The sequence below is a fragment of the Streptomyces arenae genome (genome assembly GCF_022343545.1).
GTDB classification, from domain to species: domain Bacteria; phylum Actinomycetota; class Actinomycetes; order Streptomycetales; family Streptomycetaceae; genus Streptomyces; species Streptomyces humi.
This window is the reverse complement of sequence record NZ_JAKQYH010000060.1, coordinates 37777-59766: the sequence shown is the minus strand read 5'-3', so window position 1 is coordinate 59766 and position 21990 is coordinate 37777. Positions and strand designations below refer to the sequence as shown.

Genomic DNA, 21990 nt, shown 5'->3' with positions numbered 1-21990 from the left:
TGGCCCTCGGACAACACGGGCGCGGTGTGGCAGGCGATCCTCGCGCGCGTGAACTCCTACAAGGACCTGGAACCGGAACTGCTGGGACGCGTGGAAGAACTGATCGACTTCGTCACGGGCAACGGCGGGGCCTGACGTTCCCACAGGCGGCACCGGAACCGCCGAAGGGCCTCCCGGCCGGGGCGGGTGCCGCGCTCGGCCACCACGAGGGCAGGCCGAGCGCCGGTCTCGGCCGCCCCGAGATCAGGCCGAGCACCGGTCTCGGCCGGCCCGAGATCAGGCCGAGCGCCGGTCTCGGCCGCCTCGAGATCAGGCCGATTCACCCGCCCAAGTGATCAGTCCACCAGATCCCTGACCACCGCGTCCGCCAGCAGCCGTCCCCGCAGCGTCAGCACGGCCCGCCCCTCGTCGTACGCACCGCTCTCCAGCAGCCCCTCCCCGAGGGCCCGCCGCGAAGCCGCGAGGCCCGCCTCCTTCAGCAGCCCCAGTGGCACCCCCTCGCGCAGCCGCAGCTCCAGCAGGATCCGCTCCACCCGCCTGTCCTCGTCCGACAGGACCTCGCGCCCGGCCCCCGGCGACCGCCCGGACGCCAGCGCCGCCGCGTACGCCCCCGGATGCTTGACGTTCCACCAGCGCACCCCGCCGACGTGCGAGTGCGCCCCCGGTCCGGCGCCCCACCAGTCGGCACCCCGCCAGTACAGCTCGTTGTGCAGGCAGCGGCCCGCCTCGGAGGTCGCCCAGTTCGACACCTCGTACCAGTCGAAACCCGCCTCCGACAGCACCGACTCGGCGATCAGGTACCGGTCGGCGTGCACGTCGTCGTCGGTCATCGGCACCTCGCCCCGCCGGATCCGGCGCGCCAGCTGCGTACCCTCCTCGACGATCAGCGCGTACGCCGACACATGGTCGGGTCCCGCCCCGATCGCCGCGTCGAGGGAGGCCCGCCAGTCGTCGTCGGACTCACCGGGCGTGCCGTAGATCAGGTCCAGGTTGACGTGCTCGAAGCCGGCCGCACGGGCTTCGGCCACGCACGCCTCGGGGCGTCCGGGGGTGTGCGTCCGGTCGAGCACCCGCAGCACGTGCTGCCGGGCGCTCTGCATGCCGAAGGAGATCCGGTTGAAGCCGCCCTCCCGCAGGGCCGCCAGATACGCCGGGTCGACGGACTCCGGGTTCGCCTCCGTGGTGATCTCCGCGTCCGGCGCGAGCCCGAACTCGTCCCGGATCGCGCCCAGCATCCGCACCAGGTCACCGGCGGCCAGCAGGGTCGGCGTACCGCCGCCCACGAAGACCGTGCGCACCTCGCGCGGATCGTCACCGAGGACCTTCCTGGCCAGCCTGACCTCGTCGACGAGCGTGTCCGCGTAGTTGTCACGGGAGGCCAGCACCCCACCGGTGCCGCGCAGCTCGGTCGCCGTGTAGGTGTTGAAGTCGCAGTAGCCGCAGCGGGTCGCGCAGTACGGGACGTGCAGGTAGAACCCGAGGGGGCGGGCGGCGGCGCCGGCCAGCGCGGACGCCGGGAGCGCGCCGTCGTCCGGAACCGGTTCGCCGTCGGGAAGTGCGGAAGGCATGTCCCCCATTGTCCCGTACCCGCAGCGAACCGATTCCCGCCGCCGGACAGCCGCCGGGCACGGCCGTACGACTCCGTACGCGCGCGTGCCGAGCACAACGCCGTACGCGCGCGTACCCAGCACAACGCCGTACCCGCGCGTACCCTGCACGACGCCGTACGCGCGCGTGCCTTGCACGGCCTCGTCCGCGGGGCGTGGCCCGGTCCGGTGGCGTCCCGGCGGCCGGGCGGTCACTCCGCCTGGAGGACCAGCAGTGCCAGGTCGTCCTCGGGCTGGCCGCCGCCGAACTCGTGGACGAGCCGTCTGATCCGCTCGGCGATCAGCTCGGCGCTCAGCCCGACGCAGCCGGCCAGCGCCTGCGCGAGCCCGTCGCCGTCGTCGAACTGCCTGGAACCGGAACGGCGCTCGGTGACGCCGTCGGTCACGCACAGCAGACTGTCGCCGGGCGCGAGCTCGATGGTCTCGCTGGTGTACGTCTCGTCCTCGACGACCCCGAGCAGGGTCTGCGGCCGGGCGGCGGTGCGCACCTCACCGTCGGGGCCGAGCAGCAGCGGCAGCGGATGCCCGGCGCTGGCGAGGGTGCAGCGGGCACCGCCCTCCTCCAGGGGGGTCAGCTCGCCGTAGAGGAGGGACAGGAACCGGGTCTGCGGGCCGTCCCCGGGCGGCAGCGGGTGACCGCCGGCGGCGACCAGGGCGCGGGCGGCGGCGTCGGCGGCCTCGGTGGCGTCGTCGAGGAGCAGCTGGTTCAGGCGGTCGAGGACGTCGGCGACCCGGTAGCCCTCGCGCGCGAGGAGACGCAGCCAGGGCCGCGCCAGGCCGATGACGACGGCCGCCTCCGGGCCCTTTCCCTGGACGTCGCCGACGGCGAAGCACCAGCGGCCGTCACCGGCCGGGAACAGGTCGTAGAAGTCGCCGCTGGGACCGCCCATGTCACAGGGCTCGTAGACGAGCGCGCTGCGCAGGCCCGGGATCTCGGCGACCGCGCCGGGCAGCAGCCCCCGCTGGAGGACGGCGCTGATGGTGGCCTGCCGGGCGTACTGGCGGGCCGCCCCGATGGCAAGGGCGACCCGGCGGCCGAAGTCCTCGACCAGGCCGGTGATCTCGTCGGGGAAGCCGTCCGGGCCGGCGCGTCCGATGACGAGGGTGCCGAGCGGACGGCCGCCCGCGATCAGCCGGTAGGCGAGCGCCGCGCCCTGGGCGCCCTGCGGGCCGAGCACCGCGCCGGGCCAGGGATACGGCTCGGGCCCGGACCGCAAGCCGTCCCTCGCGCCCGGCGGGTCCTTCTCCAGGGCCCTGCGCAGCTCCTCGATGCGGTTCTCGCTGCTGTGCCAGACCCGGGCCAGCCGCGGCCCGCCGGCGCCCGTCGGGTCGTTCCAGCCGCCGCGTACGGTCGCCTCGTCCTCCAGCCACACCGCGCACCAGTCGGCGAGCCTGGGCACGATCAGCTGGCCGGTGAGCGCGGCCACCAGGTTCTCGTCGAGCTGTCCTGCGAGCAGGTCGGAGGCCTCGGCGAGGAAGGTCAGGGCGCCCCGGTTGAGCCAGTCCCGGTCCCGCTCGGGCCGGTGCGGGCATCCCTGGTCGGGACCGGCCGAGGAGGCTCCCTGGTCGGACTCGGCCGAAGGCCCGGGAGACGGGGTGTGCGGCCCCGGGGAGGCGGGCGGTTCGGGGGCGAGGATGCCGGCGACCCGCAGTTCCTGCTCGTCGGGCAGGGTGCCGCCGCGGCCGGTCAGCCGGGCCCACACCGACTTCGCCCCGGTCCGGTAGGTCACCCCCCAGGACTCGGCGAGCGAGGCGACCAGCCGCAGCCCCCGCCCGAACTCCGGCGTCTCGTACGGCGTCTCGCCCGCGTGGTCGCGGGGGGCACGGGAGGGATGGTGGTCGGTCACCTCGACGACGAGCGCCGTCTCTTCATGCCGCTCGTGCTGTGAGTGCTGTGAGTGCTGTGAGTGCTGTGAGTGCTGTTCACACTGTTCACGCTGTTCATGTTGCTGGTGCTGTCCGAGTGCGGGCTGCTCCAGCCACCAGTCGATCTCGACGTCGGTGCCGGCGTGCACCACGGCGTTGGTGACCAGTTCGCTGACGACGATCATGGCGTCCTCGGCGACCCGCCGCTGTTCCCGGCCCAGCAGTCCGCGGTCCGTCCACTCGTCCAGGGAAGCGCGCACCAGCGCGCGGGCGGAACCGGGCGCCAGCGGGCTCCCCGGCAGAGTCGCGCGCCCCTGCGCGCGCGGGACCGTGCTTTCGTGCACGGGCGCCTCGTCGCGCGCAGGCGCCTCACGGACCGGGGAGACGGTCTCCCGTTGCGTGGGTATGGCCCCCATGTCCAGCTCCCCGAGCAGTTCGGACGAATACATCCCGACGGATGCGGACAGAGTGACAGACTGACTGCGCCCATAAGCACCGAGTTACCGAAGTGGGCCGCCATGAGTGAGAACAGTGCTACGCGTGTGCTCGAAGACGGACAGAAACCGGAACAACTCCGAGCATCCGAACTGCGCCCGCTGCTCGCCGCGATGACCGCCGCGCGGGACGGCGACTTCACCAAGGCGCCCGAGACCGGGGAGGGGATCGTCGCCGAACTCATAGCGGTCTTCAACCAGATCATGGACCGCAGCGTTCACTTCAACACCGAGGTGCAACGCGTGAAACGGGAACTGGTACGCCACGGCCGTCTCGACGAACGGCTGTCGGCGAGCCCCGGCCAGGGCGCCTGGACGTCCCGTGTCAACGACGTCAACCAGGTGCTCGACGCCCTGGTCGCCCCGGCGGCGAACGCCACGCGCGTGCTGGACGCGGTGGCCGGCGGCGACCTCACCCAGCGGGTCGACCTGCACGACGGCAGCCGCCAGTTGCGCGGCGACCTGCGCCGGCTGGGCCGCACGGTGAACAAGACGGTCGACCAGCTGTCCCTGTTCACCGGCGAGGTGACCCGGGTGGCCCGCGAGGTCGGCACCGAGGGCCGGCTCGGCGGCCGGGCCAAGGTGCAGGGTCTGTCGGGCAGCTGGCGGGACGTGACCGAGGCCGTGAACACGATGGCGTCCCGGCTGACCGCGCAGGTCCGTGACATCGCCCTGGTGACGACCGCGGTGGCCCGCGGCGACCTCACCCGCACGGTGACCGTCGAGGCGACCGGTGAGCTGCTGGAGCTGAAGCTCACCGTGAACACGATGGTCGACCAGCTCTCCGCGTTCGCCGACGAGGTCACCCGCGTCGCCCGCGAAGTCGGCACCGAGGGCCAGCTGGGCGGCCGCGCCCAGGTACGGGGTGTCTCCGGTGTGTGGAAGGACCTCACGGACAACGTCAACTTCATGGCGTCGAACCTGACGTCCCAGGTCCGCAACATCGCCCAGGTGACGACAGCCGTCGCCAACGGTGACCTTTCGCAGAAAATCACCGTCGACGCGAAAGGCGAGATTCTTGAACTGAAGTCGACCATCAACACGATGGTCGACCAGCTCTCCGCCTTCGCCGACGAAGTCACCCGCGTCGCCCGCGAAGTCGGCACCGAAGGAAACCTCGGCGGCCGGGCGCAGGTCAGAGGCGTCTCCGGCGTCTGGAAAGACCTCACCGAGAACGTCAACTTCATGGCGGACAACCTGACCTCGCAGGTCCGCAACATCGCCCTCGTCTCCACGGCCGTCGCCCAGGGCGATCTCGGCAAGAAGATCACGGTGGAGGCGAAAGGCGAGATCCTTGAACTGAAGTCGACCATCAACACGATGGTCGACCAGCTCTCCGCCTTCGCCGACGAAGTCACCCGCGTCGCCCGCGAAGTCGGCACCGAAGGAAACCTCGGCGGTCAGGCGCAGGTCAGAGGCGTCTCCGGCGTCGGGAAAGACCTCACGGACAACGTCAACTTCATGGCGCTCAACCTGACCTCGCAGGTCCGCAACATCGCCCAGGTGACGACAGCCGTCGCCAACGGCGACCTCTCCAAGAAAATCACCGTCGACGCACGCGGCGAGATCCTCGAACTCAAGGACACCGTCAACACGATGGTCCAACAACTACGGGCCTTCGCCGACGAGGTGACCCGCGTGGCCCGCGAGGTCGGCACCGACGGCCGGCTCGGCGGCCGGGCCCAGGTCCTCGGCGTCTCCGGGGTCTGGCGGGACCTCACCGACAACGTCAACTACATGGCCGACAACCTCACCTCCCAGGTGCGCAACATCGCCCAGGTCGCGACGGCCGTCGCCCAGGGCGACCTGTCCCGGAAGATCGACGTCGACGCGCGCGGCGAAATCCTCGAACTCAAGATCACCATCAACACGATGGTCGACACCCTGTCGTCCTTCGCGTCCGAGGTGACCCGCGTGGCCCGCGAGGTGGGCTCCGAGGGCCAGCTCGGCGGCCAGGCCCGGGTGGAGGGCGTGTACGGCACCTGGAAGCGCCTGACGACCAACGTGAACGAACTCGCGCTCAACCTCACCACCCAGGTCCGCGCGATCGCCGAGGTCGCCTCCGCTGTCGCCCAGGGCGACATGTCCCGCTCGATCACGGTCGAGGCCCGCGGCGAGGTCGCCGAACTGAAGGACAACATCAACCTGATGGTGGCCAACCTGCGCGAGACCACCCGCGCGAAGGACTGGCTGGAGTCCAACCTGGCCCGGCTCGCCGCACTGATGCAGGGCCACCGGGACCTGATGGAGGTCGCCGACCTGATCCTGCGCGAACTGACCCCGCTGGTGAACGCCCAGTACGGCGCGTTCTTCCTGGCCGACCCGGACGACGACGGCGCCACCGTGCCCATGGCCGTACCGGCGAAGGGCCTCGCCTTCATCGCCGGCTACGGCTCCGCCCAGGGCGCGACCGTCGAGACCGGCGGACTCCCGGTGCACGGCCTGATCCACCAGGCGGCCCGCGAGAAGAAGCGGATCCTCGTCGAGGAGACCCCACCGGACTACATCAAGATCAACAGCGGGCTGGGGGAAGCCGCGCCGACGACGATCGTCATCATCCCGATCCTCTTCGAGGACAAACTCCTCGGCGTGATCGAACTGGCTTCCTTCTCCCGCTTCTCCGACGTCCACCTGGCCTTCTTCGACCAGTTCGTCAACACCATCGGTGTGGCGATCAACACGATCATCGCCAACTCCCGCACTGAATCCCTGCTCGGCGAGTCACAACGGCTGGCGATGCAGCTCCAGGAACGTTCGGACGAACTCCAGGAACAACAGGCCGAACTACAGCGTTCGAACGCGGAACTGGAGGAGAAAGCAGCCCTGCTGGCGACCTCCTCCCAGTACAAGTCCGAGTTCCTGGCGAACATGTCCCACGAACTGCGCACCCCGCTGAACTCCCTGCTGATCCTGGCCCGGCTGCTGTCCGACAACCCGGACGGCCGCCTGTCCGACCAGGAGGTCCAGTTCGCCACGACGATCCACCGTTCGGGCTCGGACCTGCTCCAGCTCATCAACGACATCCTCGACCTGTCGAAGATCGAGGCCGGCCGGATGGACGTCCGCCCCAAACGACTCCCGCTGATCAAACTCCTCGACTACGTCCACGCCACCTTCCGCCCGCTCACCCTGGACCGGGGGCTGGCCTTCGAGGTCGCGGTCGGCGAGGACGTACCCCGCGAGATGTACTCGGACGAACAACGTCTCCAGCAGATCCTGCGCAACCTGCTCTCCAACGCCATCAAGTTCACCGCCAAAGGACGCGTGGAACTCCGGGTGTCCCGGGTCAGGGACCCCGAGCACCACTACGTCCGCGACAGCGACGACGTGATCGCCTTCCAGGTCACCGACACCGGGATCGGAATCGCCGCCGAAAAACTCCCGGTGATCTTCGAGGCGTTCCAGCAGGCCGACGGCACCACGAACCGCAAGTACGGCGGCACCGGCCTCGGCCTGTCCATCAGCCGGGAGATCGCCGGCCTGCTCGGCGGCCACATCGTCGCCGAGAGCGAACCGGGCACCGGCTCGACGTTCACCCTGTACGTCCCGGTCGTCAGCCCCGGCCACTCGGCCGCCGGCCCGACCGCACCGGAGGGCCGCCCTCTCGCGCTGCCCGGCCCCGTCGTCCCCCACGACACGGACGACGCCTGGCCAGCACCGGCGAAACTCAAGGCGTGGCAGTCCGGCCGCGCCGGCCGGGTCCTCCCCGGCCGCCGCGTCCTGATCATCGACGACGACATCCGCAACGTCTTCGCGCTCACCCACGTCCTGGGCCGCGTCGGCATGCCGGTGCTGTACGCGGAGAACGGCCGGGAAGGCATCGAGACCCTCGAACGCAACCCGGACGTCGAACTCGTCCTGATGGACATCATGATGCCGGAGATGGACGGCTACGAGACCATCGCGGCCATCCGCCGAGCCCCCCGCTGGACGGGCCTGCCGATCGTCGCCCTCACGGCGAAGGCGATGCCCGGCGACCGGGAGAAGTCCATCGCGCGCGGCGCCAACGACTACGTGCCCAAGCCGGTGGACGTCGACCGGCTGCTCACCGTCGTCACGGCGCTCCTGGACCCCGACACCACGGAAACCGTCACCACGGAAACCGTCGCCACGGCCGACAACGAACGGACGGAGCAATGATCCCTGACGAGCGGGCCGGCATCCTCCTGGTCGACGACATGGAGGACAACCTCATCGCGCTGGAAGCCGTTCTCGGCTCACTGAACGAGCCCATAGTGCGGGCACGTTCCGGTGAGGAGGCGATGAAGGCCCTGCTGCGCCGCCGTTTCGCCGTGGTCCTCCTCGACATCCGCATGCCGGGCATGGACGGCTTCGAGACGGCCGCGAACATCAAACGACTCGACCAGACGAAAGACGTCCCGATCATCTTCCTGACCGGCATGGAGGAGGACGCGGGATACGCGTTCCGCGGCTACGCGACGGGCGCGGCGGACTACCTGACGAAACCGTTCGACCCGTGGGTGCTACGGGCGAAGGTCAACGTGTTCCTGGAGTTGCACCGGAAGAACCAGCAACTCCAGGCGCTGCTGAATCGGGAACAGGCGAGCTTCAACGAGCTCAGCAAGCGACTGGCGGTCATGGAGGACCGCCTGTCCGAGGAACCCGTCGACGTAGCAACGCTGAAGAAAGAAGCCGGAAAACTACGTCAACTGCTGAGCAATGCACGGTCGTACTGACACGGACGGGCGCGGACGGGCGCGGGGAACCGTGCGGCCGGCCCCCACGCGCCCGTACCTGACAGCCTCTAGGCTTCCCGCGTCCCGGCGTACATCTCGTCGATGAGGTGCTTGTACTCCCGCTCCACGACCGGCCTCTTCAGCTTCAGGCTCGGTGTGATCTCCCCGTGCTCCACGTCGAGGTCCCGGGGAAGCAGCCGGAACTTCTTGATGGTCTGCCACTTCTGGAGACCTTCGTTGAGCTGCTTGACGTATCCGTCGACCATCTCGACGGTCACCGGCGCGGCCACGACCTCGGCGTAGGACTTGCCGTCCAGGCCGTTCTCCTTGGCCCATTCGAGGATCGCGGGCTCGTCGAGAGCGATCAGCGCGGTGCAGAAGTTCCGGTCGGCGCCGTGCACGAGGATGTTCGAGACGTACGGGCAGACCGCCTTGAACTGTCCCTCGACCTCGGCCGGCGCGATGTACTTGCCGCCGGACGTCTTGATGAGGTCCTTCTTCCGGTCGGTGATCCGCAGATAACCGTCGGGAGACAGTTCGCCGATGTCACCGGTGTGGAACCAGCCGTCGCTCTCCAGTACCTCGGCGGTCTTCTCCGGCAGCCCGTGGTAGCCCTGCATGATGCCGGGGCCGCGCAGCAGGATCTCCCCGTCGTCGGCGATCCGGACCTCGCAGCCGGGCAGCGGCTTGCCGACCGTCCCGGTGCGGTAGGCCTCGCCGGGGTTCACGAAGGACGCGGCCGAGGACTCCGTCAGGCCGTAGCCCTCCAGGATGTGCACGCCGGCGCCGGCGAAGAAGTAGCCGATCTCGGGCGCCAGCGCGGCGGAGCCGGAGACGCAGGCCCGCAGCCGTCCGCCGAAGGCCTCGCGCAGCTTGGAGTACACCAGGCCGTCGGCGACCTTGTGCTTGGCGGCGAGCCCGAAGGGCGCGGTCGCGGCGCCGGTGCGGCGGAAGTTGTCCTGGGTGACCTTGGCGTACTCGCGGGCGACCTCGGCCGCCCACTGGAAGATCTTGTACTTGGCCGCGCCGCCCGCGCGGGCCTTCGCCGCGACGCCGTTGTAGACCTTCTCGAAGATGCGCGGCACGGCGGCCATGTACGTCGGCTGCACGACCGGCAGATTCTCGATGATCTTGTCGACGCGGCCGTCGACAGCGGTGACGTGACCGACCTCGATCTGCCCGGAGGTGAGCACCTTGCCGAAGACGTGGGCGAGCGGCAGCCACAGGTACTGCACGTCCTCGCCGCTGATCAGCCCGGTCGCGGCGATCGCCTTCGCCATGTACGACCAGTTGTCCTGCGGCAGCCGCACACCCTTGGGGCGGCCGGTGGTACCGGAGGTGTAGATGAGCGTGGCGAGCTGGTCCTTGGTGATCGCGCCGACCCGCTCCTTGATCAGCTCGGGGTGCTTCTCCAGGTACTTGGCGCCGCGCTGTTCCAGTTCGGCAAGGGTGATGACCCAGTCGCTCGTCTCGACGCCGGCCCCGTCGATGACGACGACCTGGGTGAGCTCGGGCAGCTCCGCGCGCTTCTCGACGGCCTTGGCGAGCTGTGCCGCGTCCTCCGCGATCAGCACCCGGCTCTCGGAGTCGGAGAGGATGAACGCCGACTCCTCGGCGTTGGTCTGCGGGTAGACGGTCGTGGTGGCCGCGCCGGCGCACAGGATGCCGAGGTCGGCGAGGATCCACTCGACGCGGGTGGAGGAGGCGAGGGCGACCCGCTGCTCCGGCTGGATGCCGAGTTCGATGAGGCCGGCCGCGATGGCGTAGACCCGTTCGGCCGCCTGCGCCCAGCTGAGCGACTTCCAGTCGTCCGGGCCGTCGCCGGAGGCGGCGGGCACCGGGTAGCGGTAGGCCTCGGCGTCCGGTGTGGCCGTCACCCGATCCAGGAAGAGGGCCGCCACGGACGGCGGTCGGTTCTCGATCAGTGTCTGTGTGTCGCTCACGACATCCTCCGGGACCCGCGACGGTGCGGCTGGCTCAGTGCGGCTGGGTTTACTCACGGTGTGGGTTGACGCTGGTTGTTTAACTCGCGAGTAACTATCGAGCAGGGATCAGAGTAAGCCGCGACCGGGCTGTACGTAAGGGGCATCGGCCTGTCTGTTTCCCCGCATCTTCCACGCAGAGCGACGCTACGCGCGCGTAGGGGCCCGCCGCGCTTTCGTACGGCGGACCCCTGTTGCGCCCGGTTTGCGACCGCGACCGACTGTTACCCGCGGTTACTTCTTGCTCTTGGCCGATCCCGCGCTGTCATCACTGCTCAGGACCGCGATGAAGGCCTCCTGCGGAACCTCCACGGAACCCACCATCTTCATCCGCTTCTTGCCTTCCTTCTGCTTCTCCAGCAGCTTGCGCTTGCGGGAGATGTCGCCGCCGTAGCACTTGGCGAGGACGTCCTTGCGGATGGCACGGATGGTCTCGCGGGCGATGACCCGGGAGCCGATGGCGGCCTGGATGGGCACCTCGAAGGCCTGCCGGGGAATCAGCTCGCGCAGCTTGGCGACGAGCCGCACACCGTAGGCGTACGCCGCGTCCTTGTGCGTGATCGCCGAGAACGCGTCGACCTTGTCGCCGTGCAGCAGGATGTCGACCTTCACCAGGCTGGACGTCTGCTCACCGGTGGGCTCGTAGTCGAGCGAGGCGTACCCGCGGGTCTTCGACTTCAACTGGTCGAAGAAGTCGAAGACGATCTCCGCGAGAGGAAGCGTGTACCGGATCTCGACCCGGTCCTCGGAGAGGTAGTCCATCCCGAGCAGCGTGCCGCGCCGGGTCTGGCACAGCTCCATGATCGAGCCGATGAACTCGGTCGGCGCGAGGATCGTGGCCCGTACGACGGGCTCGTACACCTCGTTGATCTTCCCCTCGGGGAATTCGCTCGGATTGGTGACGGTGTACTCGGTCCCGTCCTCCATGACCACGCGGTACACCACGTTGGGCGCGGTGGCGATGAGATCGAGACCGAACTCCCGCTCCAGCCGCTCCCGGATCACGTCCAGGTGCAGCAGGCCGAGGAAGCCGACGCGGAAACCGAAGCCGAGGGCGGCGGAGGTCTCCGGTTCGTAGACGAGTGCGGCGTCGTTGAGCTGCAGCTTGTCCAGCGCCTCGCGCAGCTCCGGATAGTCGGAGCCGTCGAGCGGATAGAGCCCGGAGAAAACCATGGGCTTCGGGTCCTTGTAGCCGCCCAGGGCCTCCGTGGCGCCCTTGTTCTGGCTGGTGACGGTGTCACCGACCTTGGACTGCCGGACGTCCTTCACACCGGTGATCAGGTAACCGACCTCACCGACACCCAGGCCGTCCGCGGACAGCATCTCCGGCGAGTTGGTCCCGATCTCCAGCAGCTCGTGCGTGGCGCCCGTCGACATCATCCTGATGCGCTCGCGCTTGTTGAGCTGGCCGTCGATGACACGGACGTACGTCACGACACCGCGGTAGGAGTCGTAGACCGAGTCGAAAATCATGGCGCGGGCGGGCGCGTCGGCGACACCGACCGGCGCCGGGATCTCCTGGACGACCTTGTTCAGCAGCGCGTCGACGCCGACACCGGTCTTCGCGGAGACCCGCAGCACGTCGTCCGGCTCACAGCCGACCAGGTTCGCCAGTTCCTCGGCGAACTTCTCCGGCTGCGCGGCCGGCAGGTCGATCTTGTTGAGCACGGGGATGATCGTGAGGTCGTTCTCCATCGCCAGGTACAGGTTGGCGAGGGTCTGCGCCTCGATGCCCTGGGCGGCGTCGACGAGGAGGATCGTCCCCTCGCAGGCCGCCAGCGACCGCGAGACCTCGTAGGTGAAGTCGACGTGCCCCGGGGTGTCGATCATGTTGAGGATGTGCGTGCTGCCCTGGTCCGGGCCCTCGGTGGGGGCCCAGGGCAGACGCACCGCCTGGGACTTGATCGTGATGCCGCGTTCGCGCTCGATGTCCATCCGGTCGAGGTACTGAGCACGCATCTGCCGCTGCTCGACCACACCGGTCAGCTGGAGCATCCGGTCGGCGAGCGTGGACTTGCCGTGGTCGATGTGCGCGATGATGCAGAAATTGCGGATCAGAGCCGGGGCGGTACGGCTCGGCTCGGGCACATTGTTAGGGGTCGCGGGCACGCAGGGTCCTGTCTCTTGAGGCGCCTTATGCCTCGGGTCGGATCGATACGTAGCCTCCATGGTCCCATGGAGAGCGACCAGGGGACGGTTTGGGCTGGCAGCCACCCCGCTGCTAGTCTGGGCAGCTGTGTCTCATGCCCTCTCAGCGCGAGGCACTGTCAATCAGAAAACACCCGGTACGCGACCCGGATCTCTCCATGCCTTCGTGCCCGGAGAAGTCCCGGCCCGTGCCTGAACCTGAAAAGGCTCATTCGTGGCGAACATCAAGTCCCAGATCAAGCGGATCAAGACCAACGAGAAGGCTCGGCTGCGCAACAAGGCCGTCAAGTCCTCCCTGAAGACCGCGATCCGCAAGGCCCGCGAGGCCGCTGCCGCGGGTGACGTCCAGAAGGCCACCGAGCTGCAGCGCGCTGCCGCGCGTCAGCTCGACAAGGCCGTCTCCAAGGGCGTCATCCACAAGAACCAGGCCGCCAACAAGAAGTCGGCGCTTGCTTCCAAGGTCGCTTCCCTCCAGGGCTGAACCTCTTCTTCCTTGATCTGACCGCCGGAAAGACCCAGAGCGGGCCCTCTCTCATCCGCTCCCGACCGGCACCCCGAGGATCGACGCGCGGCCTGCGTTCGCCACGCGGGCGTTGATCCGACAGCTCGAACCGAAGGCCCCGTCCTCCGCCCTTCCCCAGGGCGACGGACGGGGCCTTCGGTGTGCGCGGCGGCTCCGGGCGCCCGGAGCACGGGCCGGTTGGCGCTAGCCGCGCCCCCGTGACCGTGCGGCCCGCGCGATGGTCACCACGGCCTTCTCCAGGGCGTACTCGGGGTCGTCCCCGCCGCCCTTCACGCCCGCGTCGGCCTCGGCGACGGCCCGCAGCGCGACCGCGACACCGTCCGGTGTCCAGCCGCGCATCTGCTGCCGCACCCGGTCGATCTTCCACGGCGGCATCCCGAGTTCCCGCGCGAGATCAGCGGGCCGGCCGCCGCGGGCCCCCGACAGCTTCCCGATCGCCCGCACGCCCTGCGCGAGCGCGCTCGTGATCATCACCGGTGCGACCCCGGTCGCCAGCGACCAGCGCAACGCCTCCAGCGCCTCCGCCGTCCGTCCTTCCACGGCCCGGTCGGCGACGGTGAAGCTCGACGCCTCGGCCCGCCCCGTGTAGTACCGCCCGACGACGGCCTCGTCGACGGTGCCCTCGACGTCCGCGGTGAGCTGCGACACCGCCGACGCCAGTTCCCGCAGATCACTGCCGATGGCGTCGACGAGGGCCTGGCAGGCCTCCGGTGTCGCGGACCGCCCGAGCGCCCGGAACTCACCGCGTACGAACGCCAGCCGGTCCGCGGGCTTGGTCATCTTCGGGCACGCGATCTCCCGCGCCCCCGCCTTGCGTGCCGCGTCCAGCACTCCCTTGCCCTTGACCCCGCCCGCGTGCAGCAGCACGAGCGTGATCTCCTCGGCGGGCGCCCCGAGATACGCCTTCACGTCCTTGACGGTGTCGGCGGACAGGTCCTGCGCGTTGCGTACGACCACGACCTTGCGCTCGGCGAACAGCGACGGGCTGGTCAGCTCCGCGAGGGTGCCGGGCTGCAACTGGTCCGGGGCCAGGTCCCGGACGTCCGTGTCGGCGTCGGCGGCCCGGGCGGCGGCCACCACCTGCTGCACCGCACGGTCGAGCAGCAGGTCCTCCTGCCCCACGGCAAGGGTCACCGGGGCGAGCGGATCGTCATCAGCAGTCTTCTTGGCCATCGCGCCAAGCATCCCACGGCCCACTGACAACGCGGCCGGACAGCCGGGCGCCGCTCACCGGCACCTCCGCCAAGAACGGCACCTCCGACGAGAACGGCGCTTCGGCCGGGAACGGCACCTCCGCCGGGAGGAAGGTCACGGTTCCTCCCGCCAGCCGTCCCACTGCCCCGCGAACTCGTCGAGCGCCGCCGGGTCCAGCAGGCCTTCCTCGTCCCGCAGCAGCACCAGCCACTGCGCGTCCTCCGCGTCGTCCTCCCCCGCCAGCGCGTCCCGCACCAGCCGTGGCTCCTCGGCGACCCCGAACCGCTCCCCGAGCGCCTCGGCCGCCTCCTCCGCCGCGTCCCGGTCCGGCAGCACCAGCACATGTCTCACATCGCTCACGGCCTCATTCTCGGGCACCGCTGCGCACCGGACCGAGCCGGGACGGCCGGCTCAGCCCTTGGGCACGATCTGCACGTCCAGGTCGATGCGGATGCTCGGTCCGACGACCGCGATCCCGCGCGCCAGCATGGTCTGCCAGCTCACGGTGAAGTCGTCGCGGTGCAGTTCGGTGGTGGCCCGGCAGGCCGCCCGCACCTCGCCCTCCATGCCGTTGCCGAGCCCGAAATGCTCGGTGTCCAGCGTGACCGTCCGTGTCACGCCGTGCAGCGACAGCGCCCCCGTGACCGCCCACCTGGCGCCGCCCCTGTGCACGAACCGCTCGCCGTAGAACTCCAGCGTCGGGAACCGCTGCACATCCAGGAAGTCCGCCGACCTCAGGTGGTCGTCCCGCATCCGCACGCGCGTGTCGATGGCCGCGGCGTCGATGACCACGTGCACGCGTAATCCCCCGACGACCGAATTAACCGTTCTGGTCGCCCTTTCGTGCCTTTCGCACAGCCGGCACACGGTCCAGTTCGATCCCGAACCGCACCCGGTAGACCCCGAGCACCTCCTCGTCACTCCCCAACTCCCGCACCTCACGCGTTCCGTCCGCCGTCGTCACCGTCAGCGTCCGTCCCCCGAGCGTGATCCGGCCGCCGTCCTCGGTGACCCGGGAACAGACCAGAGACTGCGTGAAGTGCGACGCCGACGAGGTGCTGTGCCACCACGTCCCGGCCGTGAAATCCCCGAGCACCCGCGGCCTGACCTCCAGCCGGTACTCCGGCCGCTCGTTCCGCAGCACGTCCAGATCCCCGGACGCCCCGTCGCCCGCTCCGCCCGCCCCCGCCCCCGCCCCTGCCGCGTCCGGTCCGGCCTCCGTGATCCGGAACGACCCGCCCGGATCGGCCTGTTCACCCCGCTCCGCGAACGCCAGCGGGTAGTGGCTGTGCGCCCCGAACCCGACGTCCGCCAGCCATTCGCTCCCGTCCACCGTCCGCACCCGCAGCGCGAGATGGTCGTACGGGATCCCCAACCGCCCCGCCTCCCCGTACACCCGCCCCGCCAGCGGCGTCACCCCGAAGCCCAGCGCGGTGAGCAGGACGGCGAACGCGCCGTTGAGCTCGTAGCAGAACCCGCCGCGGCCCGCACCCACCACCTTGTCCAGCAGCCGCTCCTCCTCCAGCACGATCTCCTCGCCGAGATGGATCGACAGGTTCTCGAAGGGCACCGTCAGCAGGTGCCGCAGATGCAGCTCACGCAGAGCGGCGGCGCTGGGCCGGGGCGGGCGGGCGGTGCCGAGACGGTGGAGGTAGGCGTCGATCCGCGCGGAGTTCACCGAGTTCATGCCCTCAGTCTCGCGCCACTCCCAGCTCCCCGGCCCGCCGTCCGCTGCCACCACCGGTCACCGCGAGCGCCCCGTCCCGGTCCGTGCGCAGCACCACCGCCCCCAGTGCCTCCAGTCCGGCGACCGTCCCCGGTGCCGGATGCCCGTACGGGTTGTCCGCACCGCAGGAGATCAGCGCGATCCTCGGCGCCACCAGCCGTATCAACTCCGGATCCTGGAACGCGGACCCGTGGTGGGCGACCTTCAGCACATCCACCCGGCCCAGCACGGCGGCCGCCGGCGATCTCAGGAGTTCCTGTTGGGCCGGGGGTTCGAGATCCCCGAGCAGCAGCATGCGCAGCCCCGCCGAACGCACCAGCAGGGTGACACTGGCGTCGTTCGGGCCGTCCGGTTCCGGCGCCGGATCCGGCGGCGGCCACAGCACCTGCCAGTCCAGCGGCCCGGTCCTGCGCCGCTCCCCGGCCACCGCGCGCGTGAGAGGGACACCGTGCGCGGCCGCCTCCCGTGTGACGAACTCCGCCTGGTCCGCCGGTTCCGGAAACCCTGTCGTCTCGATCTGCGCGACCTCACGCCCCCGCAGCACCCCAGGCAGTCCGGCCACGTGATCGGCATGGAAGTGGGTCAGAACGACCAGCGGAACGCGTGTGATGCCGAGTTCCCTCAGACAGTGGTCGACCAGCTTCGGATCGGGCCCGGCGTCCACGACCACCCCCGTACCCGCGCCCGCCGCGAGCACCGTCGCGTCACCCTGCCCCACGTCGCACATCGCCAGCCGCCAGCCGGGCGGCGGCCAGCCCGTGACCACCCGGGTCAGCGGCGCCGGCCGTACCACCAGCAGGACCAGCAGCACCCCCAGTGCCCCGCACCACCACGGATGCCGCAGCAACCGCCGCCCCAGCGGTACGACGGCCACCGTGATCCCCGCGAGCAGCAGCGCACCCGCCCAGCTCCCCGGCCAGTCCACTCCCGCCCCTGGCAGCCCGGCCCCGGTCCGGGCGATCCCCGCGATCCACGCGGCGGGCCAACCCGCGCACCACGCCAGCACCTTGGCCACCGGCATCGCCACCGGAGCGACCGCGAGCGCCGCGAACCCCAGCACCGTGGCCGGCGCGACCGCGAGCTCCGCCAGCAGGTTGCAGGGCACCGCCACCAGACTCACCCGCGCCGACAGCACCGCTACCACCGGCCCGCACACCGCCTGCGCGGCGGCCGCCGCGGCCAGGCCCTCGGCCAGGCGCTCCGGCACCCCGCGCCGCCGCAGCGCCTCGCTCCACCCCGGCGCCAGCACCAACAGCGATCCGGTGGCCAGCACGGACAGCAGGAAACCGTAGCTGCGGGACAGCCACGGGTCGTAGAGCACCAGCAGCAGTACCGCCGTCGCCAGTGCCGGCATCAGGGACCGGCGGCGGCCGGTGGCCAGGGCCAGCAGGGCGACGGCCCCGCAGGCAGCCGCCCGCAGCACACTGGGATCCGGTCGGCACACGACGACGAACCCGAGCGTGAGCGCCGACGAGAACAGCGCGGTCGCCCGCAGCGACAGCCCCAGACGCGGGGCGAGCCCCCGCCGTTCGACCTGCTGCGCCAGGCCCGGCGGCCCGATGAGCAGCGCGAGCAGGATGGTGAGGTTGCTGCCCGACACCGCGAGGGTGTGTGCGAGATCGGTCTCCTCGAAAGCTTCGTCCAGTTCGGGGGTGATCCTCGAGGTATCGCCGACGACCAGTCCGGGCAGCAGCGCCCGCGCGTCCTCGGGCAGCCCGTCGGTCGCCTCCCGCAGCCCGGCCCGCAGCCGTCCGGCCAGCCGCTGCGGTCCGCTCGGCTCCCCCACCACGATCGGCGCGGGGTGCTCCCGTACCCGGAGCATCGCCGCGACCCGGTCCCCGCCGACGGTCGGCGCCGCCAGCCGCCCGGTCACCCGCAGCCGCGTGGAGGGCAGCAGCCCCAGCCACTCGGCCCGACCGCCACCACCGGGCGCCGGCACCCCGGTGTCGACGACCACCAGCACCGGCGAACGCGTCGTCACCACCGTCCCGTCGTCCTGCTCCACCCGCCTCACCTCGCCGCGCGCCAGTACGGCGGCCGACGTGGTGTGATCTCCCTGCACCCGGGGCCTGCTGACCCAGGGGTCACCGGTGAGTTCCACCTCCGCGGTCACGGTCGCGTACTCGCGGGCCAGTCCCGGCACCGGCCCCCGGCGCACATCCGCCCCGTGCAACCCCGCGGAGACGGCCGACCCGGCGACGCAGAGCAGCAGCGCACCGACGGAGGCTCCCCGCCAGGCCGGCCGGGACGGCGGTACGTCGCCGGTCCTGTCCCACGGGCGTGCCCCCGCCCGGCTCCGCCACAGCAGGATCAACCCGGTCACCAGGCAGCCGACGACGATCCCGGCCACCCACCCCCGCGGCGCGTCCAGCGCCAGCGCCGCCGTCGCCCAGACAGCGAGGGCAGGCGGCACCAGCCGCAGGTCCACGGTGCCGTCGTGCCGGCGACGTACGGTCCCCTGCCGCGGGTCCGAGCCTGAGCGGCCGGCCCGGCGCAGGGCCGCGGACCGGGGCGGGGGCGTGGAGTGAGGCGGGGGCGTGGAGTGGGACAAGGGCGTGTGGGGCAAGGGCGTGGAGTGAGACAGGGGCGTGGAGTGGGGCACGGATCGCGGCGGGGCGCCGTCGGACGCCCGGCTCATGGCCGTACCAGGTCCCGCAGGTCGGAGAAGCGGCGATCGCCGATGCCCTTCACCTGGCGGAGTTCGTCGACCGAACGGAAACCGACGTGCCGGGTGCGGTAGTCGACGATGTGCTGGGCCAGCACCGGCCCCACTCCCGGCAGCGCGTCGAGCTGCTCCACCGTCGCCGTGTTCAGGGAGACCGGCTCCGAAGGACCGGCTCCCGCACCGACACCCCCGGCGACCTGGCCCGCCTGACCGGCCTGGCCCGCAGCGGCCGGCGGAGCGGGACCCCCGACGACGATCTGTTCGCCGTCCATCAGGAAACGGGCCCGATTGAGTCCGTCGGTGTCCACTCCGGGCCGTACCCCGCCGGCCGCCCGCAGCGCGTCGGCCACCCGGGAACCGGCCGGCAGCGTGTGCACCCCCGGCTCGCGGACCTTCCCGGTGACGTCCACCACGACCTCACCACCGGTCCCACCGGCCCCGCCGGCCCCACCGACCGCAGCGGTGGTGCCGGTGGGGCCGGCTGCGGTGCCCATACCGGCACCGGCGGCCGCCACGTTCTCCCCGCTGTCCCTCTCGGGCCGCCCGGGCTGCGGACCCTTATCGAACGGCGCCTGGGCGCGCACCACCTCAGGGGCGCTCACGGACTCGGTCCGGCCCGTCCAGAAATGCTGCACGGCCAGCGCCCCGGCCACGACGAGAACCACCCCGAGGGCTACCGCACCCCGGCGTTCCAGGCCGCAGCGCGTCTGCAGCCACACCGGCATCCGTTCCCGCACGGCGACCCCGAACCGGGCCCGCAGCCCGGGAAGTGCCGGCGCGTGCCCGTCCCTGTTCTCACCGGCGAGGGTGCGGGCCGACGACACGACGGCCGCCGCCGTCGACAGCGCCGCCACGGCGGTGCGCATCCCGTTGCCGGCCGTGCGCACCGCACTAGTCGCCGCGGTCAGTCCGGCCGCGGAACCGGTGCCGGTCACCGTCCCCGCGGTAGGAGGTCCTTGTCCCCGCCCTCGCCCCTGCCTGGTGACCCCGCGTTCGCCGAAGAGGAGTTCCGCCCGGCGGCGCAGTTCGTCCGCGGGAGCGGGGCGGTGGCGGGCGCCGGCCCGGACCGGGGGCCGCCGGTGCCGGGTGCGGCCGTCGGAAGCGGGGCCCCGGCCCGGGCCGCTGGTCGCGTGTGTCTCGTGTGAGCGTGATCGAAGTGCCATGCGACGAGGATCGGGCTTCTCACGGATCCGCGATGATCTTGCTCGGTTTCCGTGGACCACGACCGGGTTGTGGACAACTTTGCCACCCGGACGAGTGATCGTGACGGGCCGGGGTCCCGGTCCGCAGGTCAGCGTGGGGAGACGACCGCCCCGAGCAATCCGGGTCCGGTGTGTGCCCCGATGACCGCGCCGACCTCGCTCACATGAAGGTCGGCCAGCCCCGGCACCCGGGCCCGCAGCCGGTCGGCGAGAGCGGCGGCCCGGTCGGGGGCCGCGAGGTGGTGGACGGCGATGTCCACCTCGGCGTCGCCGGCACGCTCGGCCGCGAGTTCCTCGAGCCGGGCGATGGCCCGGGACGCCGTCCGTACCTTCTCCAGGAGATCGATCCGGCCGCCGTCCAGCTGGAGCAGGGGCTTCACGGCGAGCGCGGAACCCAGCAGTGCCTGGGCGGCGCCGATACGGCCGCCGCGGCGCAGATAGTCGAGGGTGTCGACGTAGAAGTACGCCGAGGTGCCCGCGGCCCGCTTCTCCGCCGCCGTGACGGCCTCGTCCAAGGTGCCCCCGGCGTCGGCGGCCTCGGCCGCCGCGAGCGCGCAGAAACCGAGCGCCATCGCGACCATCCCGGTGTCCACCACCCGCACGGGGACCGGTGCTTGGCGGGCCGCGACGACCGCGGCGTCGAACGTGCCCGACAGTTCGGCGGACAGGTGCAGCGAGACGATGCCGGTGGCCCCCGACTCGGCGACCCTGCGGTAGGTTTCGGCGAACACCTCGGGGCTGGGCCGGGACGTGGTGACGGGACGCTTCTTCTGCAGGGCCTGTGCCAGCGAACGGGTCGAGATCTCCGTGCCCTCTTCGAGTGCCCGGTTGCCCAGGACCACGGTCAGGGGAACCGCGGTGATGCCGTGCCGCTCCATCGTCCGCGGCGGCAGGTAGGCCGTTGAATCGGTGACGATCGCGACATGGCGGGACATGAGCTGGAGGTTACCTGGCGTAGCCCGGGCGCGGCAGCCCGCCCCCGCTCACCTGGCCCGGGACCGGCCGCCTCAAGTGGTGCTCTCCGGCCGGGGCTTCTTCTGCCACGGGTACACCCGTGGCGCGCCGGGCGGAGTGATCGCGGACTGTGCGGGCCCTTCAGCCGTGTCCGGCCGGGGCGCCTCCGGCCAGGTCTGACGGTCACCCTGCCCGGGGGCCGCCGCGGGCCACGGCGGGGTCTCGGGTCCGGAGGCGGGCCGGGCCCAGTGGCGCAGGGCGTCCGCCTCGACACCGATCTGCGCGCTCAGGGTGTCCAGATCGTCGTCGGCGAAGCGGCGGGCCCGGTCGCGGGCCGCCCAGCGCAACGCGTCCGCGGACTCGGTGACACGCTTCGTACGCCGCCGCAGCTCGGGCAGTCTCGTGGCGAGCGTCGCCCGGTCCGGTTCGGTCTCCAGGCGCCGGAGCTCACCGTCCAGTTCCTGCCCGTGGGCGCTGAGCCGCTCGAAGAGAGCGAGGGACTCCTTCAGCGACTCATCCTCGGTGACGCCCGCGTGCAACGCCTCCTGGGTGGCCCGCATCGAGGTGCGCAGGGCGAGGCGGAGCTGGGCGATCTCGGCCGCCGGGCCGATCTGGACCATGGACCTGGCGCGCAGTGTGTGGTCCTCGACCGTGCGCCGGGCCTGCGTGATCGTACGGTCCACTCCACGCTTGGCGGCGCCGACCGCCTTGAAGGTGACGTAGGCCCCGCCTGCGACGAAGAGCAGGAACAGCACGGCGAATACGGCGATCACTGCTTCCACGGTGCTCCTCCTCGCTCCCGACCACCCCGACCACCCCGACCGCCTGAAGAGCCCGGCACGGGTGGCCGCGCTCTTCAACGGTAAACGCAAAGGGCAGGCCCGGAGTTCCAGAAAAACCCCGAACCTGCCCGTAGGGGACCACCCGGAGGC

The 21990-nt window shown here is 71.2% G+C and carries 15 protein-coding genes and 1 pseudogene; 4 read left to right on the top strand and 12 right to left on the bottom strand.

Going from position 1 to position 21990, the window contains the following annotated elements:
* Nucleotides 1-135, top strand: a 135-nt coding sequence (locus tag MB828_RS27500) for a DUF3097 family protein (protein WP_301650574.1), incomplete at its 5' end; no start/stop codon positions are given.
* 200 nt (nucleotides 136-335) lie between these two features.
* Here the strand turns inward: MB828_RS27500 and hemW are convergent.
* Both hemW and MB828_RS27490 read right to left on the bottom strand, forming a co-directional pair.
* On the bottom strand, nucleotides 336-1568 hold the full coding sequence (gene hemW / locus MB828_RS27495; RefSeq protein WP_301650571.1) for a radical SAM family heme chaperone HemW: 1233 nt from the start codon (nucleotides 1566-1568) through the stop codon (nucleotides 336-338).
* 230 nt (nucleotides 1569-1798) lie between these two features.
* A complete protein-coding gene (locus tag MB828_RS27490; protein WP_301650570.1) occupies nucleotides 1799-3889 on the bottom strand; it encodes a SpoIIE family protein phosphatase in 2091 nt (696 codons plus the stop codon).
* A gap of 102 nt (nucleotides 3890-3991) precedes the next feature.
* Between MB828_RS27490 and MB828_RS27485 the strand changes: the two genes are divergently transcribed.
* Entirely contained in the window at nucleotides 3992-8107 is a 4116-nt protein-coding gene (locus MB828_RS27485) for a HAMP domain-containing protein (RefSeq protein WP_301650569.1), read from the top strand.
* Nucleotides 8104-8664, top strand: a complete 561-nt coding sequence (locus tag MB828_RS27480; RefSeq protein WP_301650568.1) for a response regulator — start codon at nucleotides 8104-8106, stop codon at nucleotides 8662-8664. Before MB828_RS27485 ends, MB828_RS27480 begins: the two co-directional genes overlap by 4 nt.
* 68 nt (nucleotides 8665-8732) lie before the next feature.
* Here MB828_RS27480 and MB828_RS27475 read toward each other — a convergent pair whose 3' ends face one another.
* Together MB828_RS27475 and lepA are read right to left on the bottom strand one after the other, a co-directional pair.
* Nucleotides 8733-10607 carry an AMP-dependent synthetase/ligase gene (locus MB828_RS27475; protein ID WP_133021959.1) on the bottom strand — a complete coding sequence of 625 codons (1875 nt, stop codon included), beginning with the start codon at nucleotides 10605-10607 and terminating at the stop codon, nucleotides 8733-8735.
* A 273-nt stretch (nucleotides 10608-10880) separates the two neighbouring features.
* Entirely contained in the window at nucleotides 10881-12755 is a 1875-nt protein-coding gene (gene lepA, locus MB828_RS27470) for a translation elongation factor 4 (RefSeq protein WP_301650567.1), read from the bottom strand.
* Nucleotides 12756-13008: 253 nt separating this feature from the next.
* Between lepA and rpsT the strand changes: the two genes are divergently transcribed.
* Nucleotides 13009-13275 carry a 30S ribosomal protein S20 gene (gene rpsT / locus MB828_RS27465; RefSeq protein ID WP_046733201.1) on the top strand — a complete coding sequence of 89 codons (267 nt, stop codon included), beginning with the start codon at nucleotides 13009-13011 and terminating at the stop codon, nucleotides 13273-13275.
* Between the two features lie 225 nt (nucleotides 13276-13500).
* Here the strand turns inward: rpsT and holA are convergent, their stop codons facing one another.
* The 8 genes and pseudogenes from holA to MB828_RS27425 all read right to left on the bottom strand — a co-directional run bounded on the left by holA (nucleotide 13501) and on the right by MB828_RS27425 (nucleotide 21840).
* Nucleotides 13501-14490, bottom strand: a complete 990-nt coding sequence (gene holA, locus MB828_RS27460) for a DNA polymerase III subunit delta (protein ID WP_207920467.1) — start codon at nucleotides 14488-14490, stop codon at nucleotides 13501-13503.
* A gap of 135 nt (nucleotides 14491-14625) precedes the next feature.
* The gene (locus MB828_RS27455) at nucleotides 14626-14871 is read right to left on the bottom strand and encodes a hypothetical protein (RefSeq protein WP_301650566.1); all 246 of its coding nucleotides are present in this window, start codon (nucleotides 14869-14871) and stop codon (nucleotides 14626-14628) included.
* A 51-nt stretch (nucleotides 14872-14922) separates the two neighbouring features.
* A pseudogene (locus tag MB828_RS27450) lies at nucleotides 14923-15306 on the bottom strand (YceI family protein); the annotation flags it as partial.
* Nucleotides 15307-15331: 25 nt separating this feature from the next.
* A complete protein-coding gene (locus MB828_RS27445; RefSeq protein ID WP_430381436.1) occupies nucleotides 15332-16198 on the bottom strand; it encodes an arylamine N-acetyltransferase family protein in 867 nt (288 codons plus the stop codon).
* 4 nt (nucleotides 16199-16202) lie between these two features.
* Nucleotides 16203-18875 carry a ComEC/Rec2 family competence protein gene (locus tag MB828_RS27440; RefSeq protein ID WP_301650565.1) on the bottom strand — a complete coding sequence of 891 codons (2673 nt, stop codon included), beginning with the start codon at nucleotides 18873-18875 and terminating at the stop codon, nucleotides 16203-16205.
* Nucleotides 18872-20065, bottom strand: a complete 1194-nt coding sequence (locus tag MB828_RS27435; RefSeq protein ID WP_301650564.1) for a helix-hairpin-helix domain-containing protein — start codon at nucleotides 20063-20065, stop codon at nucleotides 18872-18874. Before MB828_RS27435 ends, MB828_RS27440 begins: the two co-directional genes overlap by 4 nt.
* A 128-nt stretch (nucleotides 20066-20193) precedes the next feature.
* Nucleotides 20194-21039, bottom strand: coding sequence for a DegV family protein (locus MB828_RS27430; RefSeq protein WP_301650563.1), 846 nt, complete (start codon nucleotides 21037-21039; stop codon nucleotides 20194-20196).
* 72 nt (nucleotides 21040-21111) lie between these two features.
* A complete protein-coding gene (locus MB828_RS27425; protein WP_301650562.1) occupies nucleotides 21112-21840 on the bottom strand; it encodes a hypothetical protein in 729 nt (242 codons plus the stop codon).
* Nucleotides 21841-21990: the final 150 nt, after the last annotated feature.

Excerpts from the sequence above, each read along its gene's own strand:
- hemW (WP_301650571.1), bottom strand. The coding sequence starts at position 1,568 with ATGCCTTCCGCACTTCCCGACGGCGAACCGGTTCCGGACGACGGCGCG.
- MB828_RS27490 (WP_301650570.1), bottom strand. The coding sequence starts at position 3,889 with ATGGGGGCCATACCCACGCAACGGGAGACCGTCTCCCCGGTCCGTGAG.
- MB828_RS27485 (WP_301650569.1), top strand. The coding sequence starts at position 3,992 with ATGAGTGAGAACAGTGCTACGCGTGTGCTCGAAGACGGACAGAAACCG.
- MB828_RS27480 (WP_301650568.1), top strand. The coding sequence starts at position 8,104 with ATGATCCCTGACGAGCGGGCCGGCATCCTCCTGGTCGACGACATGGAG.
- holA (WP_207920467.1), bottom strand. The coding sequence starts at position 14,490 with ATGGCCAAGAAGACTGCTGATGACGATCCGCTCGCCCCGGTGACCCTT.
- MB828_RS27445 (WP_430381436.1), bottom strand. The coding sequence starts at position 16,198 with ATGAACTCGGTGAACTCCGCGCGGATCGACGCCTACCTCCACCGTCTC.
- MB828_RS27440 (WP_301650565.1), bottom strand. The coding sequence starts at position 18,875 with ATGAGCCGGGCGTCCGACGGCGCCCCGCCGCGATCCGTGCCCCACTCC.
- MB828_RS27435 (WP_301650564.1), bottom strand. The coding sequence starts at position 20,065 with ATGGCACTTCGATCACGCTCACACGAGACACACGCGACCAGCGGCCCG.
- MB828_RS27430 (WP_301650563.1), bottom strand. The coding sequence starts at position 21,039 with ATGTCCCGCCATGTCGCGATCGTCACCGATTCAACGGCCTACCTGCCG.